Source organism: Psychrobacter sp. DM8, from assembly GCF_051307025.1.
Classification (GTDB): Bacteria; Pseudomonadota; Gammaproteobacteria; order Pseudomonadales; family Moraxellaceae; genus Psychrobacter.
This window is the reverse complement of sequence record NZ_CP195538.1, coordinates 1,164,891-1,179,555: the sequence shown is the minus strand read 5'-3', so window position 1 is coordinate 1,179,555 and position 14,665 is coordinate 1,164,891. Positions and strand designations below refer to the sequence as shown.

The following is a 14,665-nucleotide window of genomic DNA, read 5'->3' as shown; positions in this document are numbered from 1 at the left end:
TTTTTTGGGAAGTTTAAGTCGAACTCTGGGATTAACTAAAGATTAGTTGTTGCTCGATTGTGGCAGTTGCGTGACCAGACGCAATGAGACAGACAACTCATCAAGCTGAAAATGCGGTCTCAAAAAGACCACCGACTTGTAGACACCAGGTTTTCCTGGGACTTCTACAACTTGTACAGAAGCTTCACGTAATGGATACTGTGCTTTGGCTTCTTGAGAGGCACCATCGTCTAACAAGACGTAGCGTGAAATCCAATCATTTAAAAAAGACTCAACGTTACCTGGCGCCAAGAAGCTACCCACTTTGTCACGCATCATCGCTTTTAAGTAGTGAGCAATACGAGAAACGGCCATAATGTACTGTAGCTGAGTAGATAACACCGCATTAGCGTTGGCGTCGTCGTTTTGATACGATTTTGCTTTTTGCACCGACTGCGCGCCAAAAAAAGCAGCATAATTAGTATTTTTGCAATGAACTAAGGGGATAAATCCTAAGTCGCTCAGCTCTTTTTCGCGGCGATCAGTGATAGATATCTCGGTTGGGCATTTAAGCGCAAGATCGCCCTCGTCAGTCTTAAAGGTATGCACAGGTAAACCCTCTACTAAGCCGCCACCTTCAACGCCGCGAATAGCAGCGCACCAGCGATAATCTGAAAAAGCGGAGGTCAGACGTGAGGCAAAAGCATAAGCGGCATTGACCCATAGGTAGTCGCTATGATCGTTACCTGAAACCTCTTCTACAAAATTAAAGCCTTCAACCACTGTGCCATCTTTTGGATTATATGGTAGGCGACCTAAAAAGCTCGGTACAGTCAATGCAACATAACGAGCATCTTCTGACTGCCTAAAGGCGCGCCAGCGGATATACTCTGCGGTTTCAAATATTTTTGACAAATCGCGAGGACGACCGATGTCAGTGAATGAGTCCAGTCCAAACATTTCAGCAGAAGCCGCTGATACAAAGGGTGCGTGCGCTGCTGCTGCCACGTGTGATAGTTGCTCAAGTAAATACATATCTGCGTTTTGACGAGTGAACTGAAAGTCGCCTACAATGGCGGCATAAGGTTCGCCACCAAAACTACCGAACTCTTCTTCATATATCTTTTTAAACAAAGTGCTTTGATCAAAATCAATAGACGATTGAAAGTCTTTAGTCAGTTCACGCTTATTGGTGTTTAACATACGAATTTTGAGCATAGACTCAGATGGCGTTTGACTACAAAGATAATGTAGACCACGCCAGCTTGATTCCAATTTTTGAAACTCAGGAGCATGCATGACCGTTGTCAGTTGTTTAGATATCAGCGCATCTATTTCAGCGATTCGGGCATCTATAGAAGCCGCCAAGTTATCGGACAACGTAACTGTTCCTTGCATAACTTCGTTAGCCAGTTCAGCGATTTGTGACTTAGCACGATTTTTTTCGTCGTCAGATTTAGCAATATTACTTTTATCAACGATCTCATCAAGCAAATCAAAATTGTCGACATGTGTAGCATCAGCTGCGAGCTGCTGTTGGGCTTGGGCACTCATAGCTTACTCCTCACCTTCAATTTGATTTTGTTCGGCCATTTTTTTGACTTGTTCTGTGTTTTTTAGAACATCATCTAAAAGGTCTTCAAGTTTTTCATTAGCTGATATTTTATTACGCAAATCTGCAAGACGATCGCGAGCTTGTACCAGCTGTTTAAGCGGCTGTATTTGATTAGCTACAGACTCTGGTCGAAAATCATCAATGCTATTAAAAGCTAGATCAACGGCAAACTCGCCGCCTTTATCGCTCAAGTCATTGCTAACACGAAAGGTTGCGCGCGGAGCAAGTCCTGACATTACCTCATCAAAAGTATCTAAATCAACTTCGACAAACTTTTTGTCCTTTAAGCGTGGTTGTTCAAGCGTAGAATCACCAGAGAACTCACCCAAGACACCAACAACGAATGGAATCTCTTTGGTCTCTATTGAATCGCCTACTTCGACGTCATAAGTCAGATGTACGCGGGGCGCACGTACTTTTGCTAACTTCTTTTGTACACTGTCTTGATTTGCCATAATATTAATTTACCTAAGTCATTGATAATTAATGTCATACCTATCTAACGTAAAATGCTAACTAACGTAATATACTAAATGGATCTGTAGATCTAGGATTGCTCTTCTTGGGAGCAGGCTTCACTATTTTTTTGACAGGTGCTTTTTTTGGTACGACTCGGGGTTTAGTCTTCACAACTGTCTTTTTCTTAGGAGCCGCTTTCTTTTTTGACACTATTTGAGCTTTTTTCTTGGTAGCGCGGCGCGGCACTTTTACTTTAGCTTTAACAGCTTTAGGTTTGACTACTGGCGCTGGAGGTTTGGGCAACGACTCATCATAGTTAAACCCATATACTGAACCATAAATTCTACTAAGAGCGGACTGGTATTCATTTAAGAACCGATCATCTAACTCATCTGTTAGGTAATCTTGTTGCAACTGGTTTTGGGAGACAATGGCACTGCTGTTTAATAGTATTTTTTGTAGCTTATCAGATCGATAGCCTTGGTCAATCGCTTCACTTGCTGCATATACGGCATAAGCATAATAACCATTGTTGTAATAAATTTGTGCTAATAACTCCCATGCTAAAGAGTCACTAGGATTGCTATCTAATCTCTGATTTAAAGTGGCTACTAACTGATGTAACTCTGCTGATCTTGCATCTGTATTTTTAAGTCTTTCATACTGATTTATCACATTTAGCTGTGGGTCTAGTTGTTGACCTAATGTTTCACTGTGGGCAACGCTTATCGCTGATCCCATAATAGCTATACTTGTTACAACCGCTTTATAGTATTTTGCGCCTGCTGTTATCGTTATTTTATTGTTCATGGTAGATCGATGCTCACTATCATTATATTTAATATCCTAAATACGATTGGCTTATTAGTCGCCCTTATAGGTAATAATTTTTTATAAGCGAATAAGTTATTTCAATTTAGTCATTTACTCTTAGACACATCAATCTGATGTATTGACTAATGTAGTCACTCTAGTCAACGTACTCTTAAAAGTAGCTCTGTCCTTATCTGTCATTAGCGCATTATCATGATAAGTACCGATGTTGCTTTCGGTCACTTTAATAGCAGACAACATAGCCAATTCTCGAGCTTCATTGGAGCTCTCGTCAATGTTCAATGCCTCAGTTGCAGCTCTTAATGCTCGGGCGTATCTTTTTGCTTGGTAATTATTGTTAGCAATAGCAAGCCAGCGCTTAGCTGTCATGCCGCGGCTATTATTAATTTTGACAGCTGGATCTGATAAATAAGCCAGTGAAGGGCTAGCAAGCTGAATAATAGTAGGTTTAACTCTATTGGTAGACTGAGTTTCTTTATTCTTGCCAAGAGAGCTGCAACCCGTCATCAAAAGACAAGAGAGTAAAGTTACGAAAAGCAAGCTTCTAGTATGAGAATTCATAGTTATCATAAATAAGGGATCATCGATAAAAGTATAGTGCAAAAAGTACAATGAGTTAATATATCTATTAATCGTTAAAAGAAACAACAGATTAAATTACATTCGATTATACAGATACTTGACAATATTTCAATAAACTCTATACTTTTATTACCAAATAATTTATGAATGTTTATTTTATTCTATAAACTGTGCTCCTACTCTCGCCGTCACAGGAGACTATTCCTTGCCTACCCAAACTGCCCGCTTGCATCAGCTCACTGCTCACAACGATATTCTAGCTCCTTTTGACCTCTATCCCGCCGCTTTTATCTGGACAAGCGCCCTTAATCAAAGTGAACGCGCCCATATTTTGGTCTACACCCACAGCTTCTTAGATGCAGGCGCTTGTCTATCCTTAATCGGTACACCTGTAAACTTAACGACACTCACTGCCGCCCGAAATCCAACCGACCGATGTGGGCTTATAAAAGCCATTACCTACCAGCATTCTGACGGCGCCTTGCACTTCTACAGCTTAGAGATCGTCACCCCAGACTGGCAACTCACTCAATCCATCCACACCCGCAGCTTTGTCGGTCAGTCGACCCTAGATATCATCACCACCATCCTTAGCGACTACCCCTTTGACTGGCAACTCTCAGAGCAATTACGCTCACAAGATGCCTCCTCAGATAGCGCCTCTTTGAGCGACATACATGACATACGCACCCAATCTGACATCAGCGACTATGACTTTATTATAAGCCTGCTCGCTGATAGTGGCATCTCCGCTCTATGGCGACACGGGAACTCTGCGGACGATCTAGGATACTGGTTGTTGTTTAGTGCTCTTGATGACAATGACCTACTGCCACTGGACTATCGTTACGAGCAGTCCTCTATCCCATCAGGACAGGACACCGTCGACGAGCTTCAACTGAGCAGCAAACAACTCGGTACGCGCAGTGTCATCGTACGCGCAGACGGACTCGCTGCTGACACTATCTATGAAGGACAAGCCCATGATGACTCGCCGCTAGCGCTTGAGGATACCGCCGTACTCCTTGGGGCGCCCTCACGCGTCAATAGCGACGCCGCTGCCACGCGCTTAGCTGAGCTATGGGTACGCGCCAATGGCTGTCACAGAGAATACTACACCGCCACAGGAACCCTGCGCGGCATACATACTGGCAGTCCTGTCAGCATTCATAACCTACCAAGCATTACTAGTCTAGCAAGCGTCTGTACCGCCCTGACCATAATCGGCATCGAACCAGCTAGCAATAGCGTCTCTTATCACAAACAAAGCGTCATCAAAGAATGGCTGATGCGTACTACTAAACAAGCAACCTGTACCGTACTTGAGGCCATGCCGCCCCACGCCTACAGCGCAGCCCGCGACACTGGCATCTGGGTCAAAGCTGTGCTCCTAGAATCCTCCATTGCCTACGCTCCCTACCCAAGCAAGCACGCCTTTGTCAGTCACCACTACAGCGGACTCACCCAGGCCCGTACCGGAGATGCTAGTAGCTCATCTGAGCCAAGCTACGCCTCTCAAGTCACAGATGACGGCCAGCAACAAACCCTCACCACCCCCGTCTACTCAGGTATCAGCCCCCATGATGATGGCACAACCCCGCCACTGCGCTCCCTACAACTCTCCTCAGGACAAAGTCACGGCTGGCAGTTCGCCCCAAGACTCGGACAACCCGTCCTCCTCACTCACTGGTATGGCGATATAGACAGCCCCGTGATTAGTCGCTCCCTCTATGACGGCATTGGTATGGGCGACACCGATGAGAGCGACATCACCACCCGTGACGCCGGCCTCTCCAATAGACATAACCTACAAAGCGGCTCCTCCCCCAGATGGCATGGTGGCGGCATGGGTCACGCACAGATTTGCGAGGACGATGCTCATAGCGGCTGGATCACTGGTATCGCTCAATACGGACTCACCAGTAGTACAGAGGTCAGCCTAAGCTTTGATGACACCCCAAACCAGATCGGCACGCAGTGGAGTGTCAATACAGGCAGTCGTGCCAATGCCCAAACCCCAACCCGCACAGACAGTGCTACCTTCTCCCCAGATGAGCACCTCCTCGAGCTTGGCGTGCTCCGTCATCGCTATAGCAACCATCAATCAAGCGAAAGCGGACACGGGGTTAACCTTGCCACTGATCATGGTTTGCAAGCTACCGCAGACAGTGGCGTCCTACTGTCCACCTTTGGCATTAGGCACAGCCAATCCGAGCACGAATCGGCTTGGGTCAATGACGCTGGAGTTCGACAGCTTAAACTGAGTAAAGAGTTGAGTGAGACGCTCACTGAGGCCAAACAAGCGCACTTACAATCCACCAAAGAGATAAGCAGTGCTAACGAGTCTATAAAAGCGTTTGAAACCGCAGCGCAAATAATGGATGAGAGCATGCAAACTGAAGTCTTAGGCGCCCCTGATGTGATGATGGTGAGCAAAGACAGTATTCTGGCATCTGCTAATAATACGCTAACTACGGCGAAGACACTCATACGCCAATCAGGTAGCACCCAGTCGGATGTGGTGGCAGGCAACTATACCCTAACGGCAGATCGTATCGAGTCGCTGTCAGGGATTGCTGGACAAGCAGCGATGTCGGGACTGCATATCAGTGCTAATACGGGGCCTGTGGCGATACAGGCACAAGGCGGTGAGTTACAACTCCATAGCCAACTTGGCATGACGATCGGTAGCGCGTCGGGTCAGGTGAACATCTCTAGTCCTAAGCGTATTAAGTTTCAGACCAGCGCGGGGGCGTCACTGACCATTGATGAGAGCGGGATTAAGTTTGTGTGTCCGGGGGTGATTAAGATTCAGGCGGTGAGGAAGGCGTTGGTGGGCGGGGCAAGAGCGAATTACTCTGTACCGATGATGCCTGAGACGATTCCGCTGTTTAGTAATAAGCTGGATGTTTATGATTTGTTTTATCAGCATGATTTTAAAGATATTGAGTTTCAGATGCTGCGCCCCGATGGGCAGCTGATAGAAGGAGTGTTAGATGCACATGGACGCACCGCACCTGTGATTAGTGATAAAGAAGAAGAGGTTGAGGTACTAGTCGGCTTTAAAGATACAGATTGGGGTGTTGAGTTTGAACCTGATGAAGAGGATGAAATAGAAGTTTCTAACGAGAATGATGGCAATCAGATAAACGATTCTTTAGATCAAGACTCCTATCAGGAGAGCAACGATGAGTAAAACCAAAAGTATTGTATTTCAACTCAAGTTTGTTGATCTTCTCAATAAGCCTTTTCCTAATTTATATCATGAAATTCGAGAAGCAGGACGCCTTATTAGTAGTGCTCGTTCTAATAGCGAAGGTCTTGGCACGCCGATCAGCCGACCGCCTAGTACTATATTAGTCGTTCAGGTTCGTCACCCTTTGACTAAGAAAATGATGACAGTCAATAGTCGTATCGTTGTTCCTCCTAAAAAAGGCAATATTAAACTCAAAGCCTCATTCTCTATTCAAACGGTCAAGCTTCGAGCACTGAATCCTAGCGCTGGTTCCTACAAAAGAAGCACACATAAAGTTGTAGCAGGTAAAGACGAGTATGAAGTTAAAAAGGGTCAAGATCTGTACACGATTGCAAAGATGCATAGCACCACTTGGCAGATACTAGCGCAGCTCAACAAGGCAACCATCAAAGACCCTGATAAGATAAATTCAGGTCAAATAATTAAAGTGCCACCCAAAGGCAGTAGCTTAACAGGCATTACTAATAACAGACCTGATTCTCTAAAAAATCAAACTCATTATAAGGTAAAAAATGGAGAAACATTATCTGGTATCTCACAAAGAAGTGGTGTGTCAGTAGAGCAACTCAAACGTATGAATGGAATAACGAACCCAACAACATTGCAGGCGGGTCAAACGATCAAGCTACGTGGCGCTGGTTCAGCACAATCTCATACAACACCTAAACCCATCCCCACTGCGAGACCTACACCAAAACCCTCATCGAAACCCTCTTCTTCTGATGAAGATGAAGGGTTTTTCGGTGGCGTTCTTGAAAACATAGGAGAGGGGTTAGGCGCTTTAGGTGACAGGGCAAAAGAAGGTTTAGAGAGTATTAATGAAGCTATGAGCGGTGCCAAAAATGATAAGCCAGCTGGAGGAGCGCCTGCCGCTGGTACTGATTCAGGTAATAGCTCCTCATCTATATCAGGTGATTATACCGTGAAAAGAGGTGATACTTTGAGCGGTATCGCGCGACAGCATGGCGTTGATACTAATGATTTAGCTCGTACTAATGGCTTGAAACTGACTGATACTATCCGCCCAGGTGATAGATTAACGATTCCCAAAGGTGGCGCTACTTCTTCGTCCACAGGTCGTTCTTCTCAATCAAGTAAGCCAGATAAACCTGTAAACATAACTACAAAACCTAGTAATAGCTCTGATGGTACGCCAAAGGTTGTCGCTACTACTAATGGTGCTTGTATTTGTAAGGCACATGATCTGATTTGGGGTGCAAAAGTAGACTGTGATTTTAGAAAAAAGGTTATTGAGATAAGCCAAGACTTATGGCCTGATGACTATTTAGCAATGGCTAATAATTTAATGGCTGTATTTGCTTGGGAAAGCGGAGAAAAATTTGAATCAGGCGCACCTAATAAACAAAATTCAAGAGCTACTGGATTAATTCAATTTATGCCAGACACTTACGAAGGTTTGACTGGAGAAAAACCAATCATTGAAACAGTTGAAAACTATTGGGGTAACGGTAAAAGATTAGAAAGAATTAAACAACTTGCGGAGATGGATGAAATCAACCAGTTAGATTTGGTAAAAAAATATTTTGAACCTAAGCGCGATAAAAAGTTAGAATTTATCGACTTCTATCTTCAAGTTTTATTTCCTGTCTCAAGTGGAAAGCCTGATCATGTGGTATTCGCAGATAGTCATAGCAAACTAGATTTCCCTAATGAAAGGGAACGAATTAGAAATAAGAGAGTAGAAAAATTTTCAAGAAACAACATGGACAAGAATAATGATGGCAAGGTCATGAAGTCCGAAATCGCCCAATCAGTGGAACATTTTTTGACAGACGGTGAAAAATACAAATCATTTGGCAAGTGTGAGACATTTATTGTTATTGAGCAGCCAGTTTCAACTAATGATAATTGCCCTTCTAATATAGAGGGCTGTTTTTGTAACAGAAACAATAAAATGCCTATGCAAGCTGGATTCCTAACTCATTCTCGTATAATAAAGCATCATACTCCTAAGCTTGAAAGAAGGGATTATACTCAAGAAATTAGAAAAATAATTTTGCATCGAACTGTTAATAGTTCCGCTCAATCAACATTTAATTCTTTTAGTAGGGGATCAAAACCATATGGCACACATTTTGTTGTAGACAAAGATGGTAAAATTTATCAAACAGCTAACTTGAATAAACTTACTATACACGCTGGTAATGCAAATCCCTATTCAGTAGGAATTGAAGTTGTAGGTATGCCCCTTGACAAGAATGGAAAGCCAACAGTTGGACCTCCAAATGGAAACAAGGTACACAGTTGGCAGAAACTTACTATGAAACAAACTCAAAGCGTTGCTTGCCTTACGAGATATTTACTTATTCATTATGGATTGACTCAGTCTAATATAGCAGTACACGAAGATGTTGCAGCTAAAACCGAAGGTGAAGGAAGGACAGTATACAATGCTATTAAAGAATATTTGTAAACCTATAATTATATTATCAGTCACTCTATATCTACTTGCCTGCCAAGAGGAAGCAGAGGTTTATCAAACCATATGTATTGACGCAGATACTACAGTTAAGAACGACGTACATAAAGAAGGCATTTTATGGTCATTGTCTACAGATGATTTTAAACATCTGATCTCATTAGTCAAGAAAGAGTCATCTCGAAACATTTATGTTATGAATTCTATTACAACCTGCGAAATGAAGTTTGATAATATTGAAGTAGATAACAATATTTGTAAAACAACCTTAAATGCTGGAGCTTACGGCTATACAGAATGTAATGATGGCTCTAAATACAGCTTTGGATGTTACAAAAAAGAATGCGATCAATACTTTCCATTTCCTTTCAAAGATGAAGAAGGAGTTGACTTAGAACTTGATTATTTAGATGAGACTGAGCCTACTAGTGGGAAAGCGTATATTGAAAACTATAAAAACTATCTTGATACAATGAATAAGAAATTAGTTAAAAATAAGCTAGCTGTAAAAGTTTATTTTGAAAACTCAAATTTAGATGACTCAAGTTATGTTATTCGATATGTAGATAAAGCATTGCCACTCAAAAACAGCATCCAAGAATATTTGAACGGTTTAACGCCAGAAGAAAAAAAGCTAGGATTTGAGTCAAGTAATTTTGGCAATAATAGTTTTCAAGTAAAAATTGAGAAGAAAACTGCCTTTATAAATTTTACAAGTTACAAATTACGAATCATAAGACCAGAACAAATATTAAACTTTGATTATAATATTTCAAAAACAGCTGAGCAGTTTGATACTGTAGATAAAACAGAAATCTGTGTCAATAATATTTATAACTATCAAATGGCTTTTTTAGCTAATGAACAACCTATTGAATGTCCTTTCTAATTTTAGATTTTATTCTTATTTAAACTAAGTCTGCACGTATAGGAAATACTAATCCATTTACAGCATGGCTTTTCCCGTCACAGGAGACTTAAACGGACAGACTAAAGTACTCAAAGTCCCTGTCGTCGCCTTTAGTATCAAATTTGTCGACAACAACAATCAACCCATATCCCATTACGAATTTAAAACCCTATATCGTGGCAGACAATCTGCTCTAAAAAGAGCCAACGGCCAAGGTATTAGCACTATAAAAGCCCTTGCTGGTGAAAAGCTTACTGTCATCGATGGACAAGGTAGAGCGCAAACAACTGCCATTGTTACCTACGGCTCCAAACAATGGACTATGATCATAGGCACAGACATCTCTACAGAAGATATCAGCGATGCCTCAGATACCGATACCTTGAGTCAAGAAGCATCGACTACTCCAGAGACCAGTGAACAAGATGACACCCCAAAACCTCAAACAGAGCAAGACCCTGTCATCAAAGTAGAAAAGCCAAAGGTAATAGAGGTTGAAAAGAAAACAGAAGACGGGCCAACGCTTGAGGTTGCCTCAGATGAAGCCAGAATTACTATAAAGTTCGTTGATGAATCAACAAATAAGCCCTTATCGGGGCTTTCGTACTGGACGCAATCAGATAAATACGGTAAAAATCCGTCAGTAACGGGTAGTGACGGTACAAGAGGTCGAACCCATGATTCGCTAGTAGGTGTTGATATAACAGTACTGGCATATGAAGATGGTAAAGAAGTTAAAAAGGATGTTATTACAGCGGATGTTGGTAGAAATGATATTCCCTATGTTTATAAGGCGAAGAAGCCTGAATTTGAGCAAGGCATCATTACATATAATATCTACGAGAATAATCAAATTATTAAGTATATACCGAAAAGTATATTTTCAAGCAATAAACAAAAATATAAGTATATATACTATGAGAAAAATGGTAGAAAACATCATATCTGTACTGTTAATTGGAATAAAACTAAAGAAAAAAGTGTTGGACATAAAAAAAGCTCAAAACCAACACATTCAAAAGTTATTTATGATCGGAAAGTCAATGATGGTCAAACACATCGCAGAGTAAAGTATCAAAATGGTGATATTGCAGAATATGGCATCAATAAAGGAAAATACTTTTGGAGATTATTTATAGCGCAGCAAAACGAAATACTATTAGTTAAAATGCCTGATAACCTAAAATACAATCAAAATAATATAAAAGTTGAGTATTCATTCTCTAATACTAAGAGACGCTATACTAGTCCAGGACACCTAGCCTGTTTTATAGGTGCTCTAGCCTATACTGGAATAAAAATGACATCAACTGGAAGTTGTTTTGAAGAAGGAACAGGTTTTCCAAGCTATTCACATAATAATGGTAGAAGTATTGATACCAAGTACCTTAGTTCAAGATCTAATCAACAAAAATATATAACTGCTATGAAAGATTTTGGGTGTTATAAACAACTTCAAGGTAAGAATATTCATAAGTATAAACATACTACTCCTGCTAATTACCATAATGATCATCTTCATTCAATGTTTGATAAGAGTCACATAACAATTATTAAGGAATAAGAAATGCAAAAAATTTGCTGGTTATTTTTACTGTCGATTGCGTTGCAGTCATGTAAGTTACCTACGAATATTGGTGAATTAAATAGTCCTACTAAGTTAAATGGTTCTGTTTCGTTTAAGCAAGAGGGATTCAACAGAATAAAAGATAAAAAATTTATAGCTGAAATACAAAAAAGCTGTCTACAATCGATTAAATGTAAATATTATACACTATTAGATACTGATCAATATTTTCCTAAAAATATTGAAAATAACGATCATACTGATTTAATTTTAAGTGATGAAATTAGTCTTTCAAAACAATACTATCTTGGTTCACGAAATAATGAAGGCGAAGTTAATAGCAAGTCAATCACTTTAAAGTCTATAAAAAACAATAAAGTAGTAGACTCTTTAAAAATTTATTTTTTAGAACTAGGAGATTACTATTATGTTGAAAGAACTTACTATATTGATAAAAACTTTGATATTTGGATATTAGATATATACTCTGAGGAAGATAGCTTATTTGTTCATTCATGGCATAAGTACACCGTAGATTCTAAATCTGGAAAATTTAAACAACATCATGATGTTAATTTTATTTCTGAAAATCATGATTCCATACCTTCATTCGTTGACTCATTACTTAATTTATAACTCAAACTCAACTATGTAGTTTAGCGCATCTACATAGATAAGTTATGCTAGTCTTCAAGCTACGCCTCTCAAGTCACAGACGACGGCCAGCAACAAACCCTCACCACCCCCGTCTACTCAGGTATCAGCCCCCATGATAATGGCGTCACCCCGCCACTTAGAGCACTACAACTCTCCTCAGGACAAAGTCACGGCTGGCAGTTCGCTCCAAGACTCGGACAACCCGTCCTGCTCACTCACTGGTATGGCGACATCGACAGCCCTATGATCAGTCGCTCCTTGTATAACAATATTAAATCTTAGAAAAATTACGATTACTTATATAGTAAAAACCAAGGTTCAGCATCCAGCTTAAAGTCGCGTGGTATTCTTGAAGATATTTAATAAGGACATTTAGAATGAGATGTTTATCATTAACTTTGTTTTGTATTCTCTTAACAGCTTGCAACATAAACAACGAAGCCACTACAGAAGTTGATGCTATTAAAGCTGATAACAACGTAGTTAAAGTTAACACTACTGACACTATTAATTTTGATAATAACGATAAGGATAACGTTTTAGTCGAGGTTTCAAATAATAAAGTATTAGAATGCCATAACACCATACCAGATTGGCAGATTGCAGAGTTAGCCAAAGTTCCTTGTTTGGAATTACCGATTTCTAATCATGACTTCCTAGATATAAAGAAGTTTGATAATGGTATGTTTGATGTTGAAGGCGATAGAAAATACCCAAAATCTCAAGATTATTATAAGCAAATATTACTGGGTCTCATCCCATACAATGACGAAGAAACGTTTTTGCTTAGTTTTAGTAACGATCAAGCTGAATATATGTATCCAAATCAGTCATTTCATACTTCCAAAGTAAGAAAGTAAAATGAAGAAGGCAGTCTCTATACTTTAGGTTTTTATCCTCTAGGACTTGTAAACTACGATTTTCAGGACAGCGAATTAACCAAACTAGGCATAGACCCTAATGAATTTGCAGATATCGACTTCAATACTCTTGGCCAAGAAAATATCCCTATAGATGATGTATGTATGATGAACTTCAATATTGCTACTGATTGGCGCTTAACTCGCTCATATACTTGTCAAAATAGTCAAGTTGATAAAGAAATTATCGACAGTTTTAAAGAACAATTCGGTTTTGAGTATCGCTTGGCCAATACAGATATGGGCATGAACTATGAGAGAGTGGATTAAAATGACGTTATTATTAGATTGATTCACTATCTAAACTGTTATCAGTTTAAATGAATTTACTTCTTTGAACTATAATTATAGTGGAATCAGTCATCACTGCCCTATCCCATCAATTATAAAAATCAGAAGTTTATGATAAGTGAAAAAACTATAGTTAAGAGCTTCACTGTGCTACTTATCAGTTTAATTATAGCCTCTTGCCAAGAAGAAGATTACCATAATATAGATCGCCAGACTTTGTGTGTTGATGGGGAGTAAAATCCTTACTCTTCTAAGGCAAAAATATAGAAATATGTGCCTGCTCTTTGTTCTCTTGAATAATAGTATCGTAAGCGGACAGCTGAGTGTCTGTAAAGCTATTCGTCAAATACCACATAGTAGTGAATATCGCCGTCAATAATACCGCCATGACTGCTAAAATAACCCACAACGGCGTCTCGTTGGTCAGTGTGTGCTTGATTTGATCGGGAATCGCCCAAAATGGCGAGAACTCGTTTTTATTACCGCGTAGATGTTCAATCTCATCACCTAAGCGTGAGATGAGATAACGAATTTTTTCTGGTGCTTCTAGGCGATACTTACCCTGAAACCCAAGTAGCATAGCATAGTGATAGACTTCTAGTGCTGGCAGACGTTTCTCGCCTTGCTCACGCAAACCATCTAAACGCTCAAAGAACTCGTTGCCAGCGACTTGTGATCCAAAGAGATCTAGCTGTAGCGGATTGAGCTCCCACGCATCTTTAAGCGTTTGAAACTCAGGCTCTTGTGAGGTCATGATAGTCTCATCTATCAGCGCGCAATAGGCATATTTGGCTTCATGAATATCCTCTGACATAAAGCCTTTTTTGCGAGCATTAATCTCATACTTATCCAAAAAGCTATAGATCTTTTGACGAAACTGGCGCGGTTCGGTACTAAAATAATGATTACGTAATAAAAACACCAAATAAAAGCCGTCATACATAATGTCTACTAACGACTGACTATTTAGGCGCTTATCAAGACCCTCTGTCGAGACTTTTGAGGCCACCTCACCCGAATCTAATAGCGAGGGCGCTGACCCTGTAGAATTATTACCTGCCATGATTATTCCTAATACTTGTCATCTCAAAAATGAGGTTTAATAGTTCATGAACCCTATGTTTTGCACTGTAAAATATAGAGACTCCATACTTT

The 14,665-nt window shown here is 40.4% G+C and carries 12 protein-coding genes; 7 read left to right on the top strand and 5 right to left on the bottom strand.

The genetic code is table 11. The features are described 5' to 3' along the window. Positions 1–42 precede the first annotated feature (42 nt). The 4 genes from tssC to ACR64J_RS05130 form a co-directional block, all read right to left on the bottom strand. Positions 43–1,533, bottom strand: a complete 1,491-nt coding sequence (gene tssC / locus ACR64J_RS05145; RefSeq protein WP_435950803.1) for a type VI secretion system contractile sheath large subunit — start codon at positions 1,531–1,533, stop codon at positions 43–45. A 3-nt stretch (positions 1,534–1,536) separates the two neighbouring features. Further along, positions 1,537–2,049: a type VI secretion system contractile sheath small subunit gene (tssB, locus tag ACR64J_RS05140; protein WP_435950802.1), complete on the bottom strand. Its 513-nt coding sequence runs from the start codon at positions 2,047–2,049 to the stop codon at positions 1,537–1,539. Positions 2,050–2,110: 61 nt separating this feature from the next. Next, the gene (locus tag ACR64J_RS05135; RefSeq protein WP_435950801.1) at positions 2,111–2,863 is read right to left on the bottom strand and encodes a hypothetical protein; all 753 of its coding nucleotides are present in this window, start codon (positions 2,861–2,863) and stop codon (positions 2,111–2,113) included. A gap of 129 nt (positions 2,864–2,992) precedes the next feature. Then, positions 2,993–3,448, bottom strand: a complete 456-nt coding sequence (locus ACR64J_RS05130; protein ID WP_435950800.1) for a hypothetical protein — start codon at positions 3,446–3,448, stop codon at positions 2,993–2,995. Positions 3,449–3,674: 226 nt separating this feature from the next. Here ACR64J_RS05130 and ACR64J_RS05125 point away from each other — a divergent pair, with 226 nt between their 5' ends. From ACR64J_RS05125 to ACR64J_RS05095, 7 genes are all read left to right on the top strand, one after another. Next, the gene (locus tag ACR64J_RS05125) at positions 3,675–6,665 is read left to right on the top strand and encodes a contractile injection system protein, VgrG/Pvc8 family (protein ID WP_435950799.1); all 2,991 of its coding nucleotides are present in this window, start codon (positions 3,675–3,677) and stop codon (positions 6,663–6,665) included. Then, positions 6,658–9,159 (top strand): LysM peptidoglycan-binding domain-containing protein, encoded by a 2,502-nt coding sequence (locus ACR64J_RS05120; protein ID WP_435950798.1) that lies wholly within the window; start codon positions 6,658–6,660, stop codon positions 9,157–9,159. Before ACR64J_RS05125 ends, ACR64J_RS05120 begins: the two co-directional genes overlap by 8 nt. Next, on the top strand, positions 9,137–10,054 hold the full coding sequence (locus tag ACR64J_RS05115; RefSeq protein ID WP_435950797.1) for a hypothetical protein: 918 nt from the start codon (positions 9,137–9,139) through the stop codon (positions 10,052–10,054). Before ACR64J_RS05120 ends, ACR64J_RS05115 begins: the two co-directional genes overlap by 23 nt. Before the next feature lie 64 nt (positions 10,055–10,118). Continuing rightward, positions 10,119–11,639, top strand: coding sequence for a hypothetical protein (locus tag ACR64J_RS05110; RefSeq protein ID WP_435950796.1), 1,521 nt, complete (start codon positions 10,119–10,121; stop codon positions 11,637–11,639). A gap of 3 nt (positions 11,640–11,642) precedes the next feature. Continuing rightward, positions 11,643–12,278, top strand: a complete 636-nt coding sequence (locus tag ACR64J_RS05105) for a hypothetical protein (protein WP_435950795.1) — start codon at positions 11,643–11,645, stop codon at positions 12,276–12,278. Between the two features lie 398 nt (positions 12,279–12,676). Beyond that, positions 12,677–13,159, top strand: a complete 483-nt coding sequence (locus ACR64J_RS05100; protein ID WP_435950794.1) for a hypothetical protein — start codon at positions 12,677–12,679, stop codon at positions 13,157–13,159. Positions 13,160–13,324: 165 nt separating this feature from the next. Continuing rightward, positions 13,325–13,489 carry a hypothetical protein gene (locus ACR64J_RS05095; RefSeq protein ID WP_435950793.1) on the top strand — a complete coding sequence of 55 codons (165 nt, stop codon included), beginning with the start codon at positions 13,325–13,327 and terminating at the stop codon, positions 13,487–13,489. Between the two features lie 271 nt (positions 13,490–13,760). On the opposite strand, the gene icmH is transcribed toward ACR64J_RS05095, so the two are convergent. Continuing rightward, positions 13,761–14,573, bottom strand: a complete 813-nt coding sequence (icmH, locus tag ACR64J_RS05090) for a type IVB secretion system protein IcmH/DotU (RefSeq protein ID WP_435950792.1) — start codon at positions 14,571–14,573, stop codon at positions 13,761–13,763. Between the last annotated feature and the right edge of the window lie 92 nt (positions 14,574–14,665).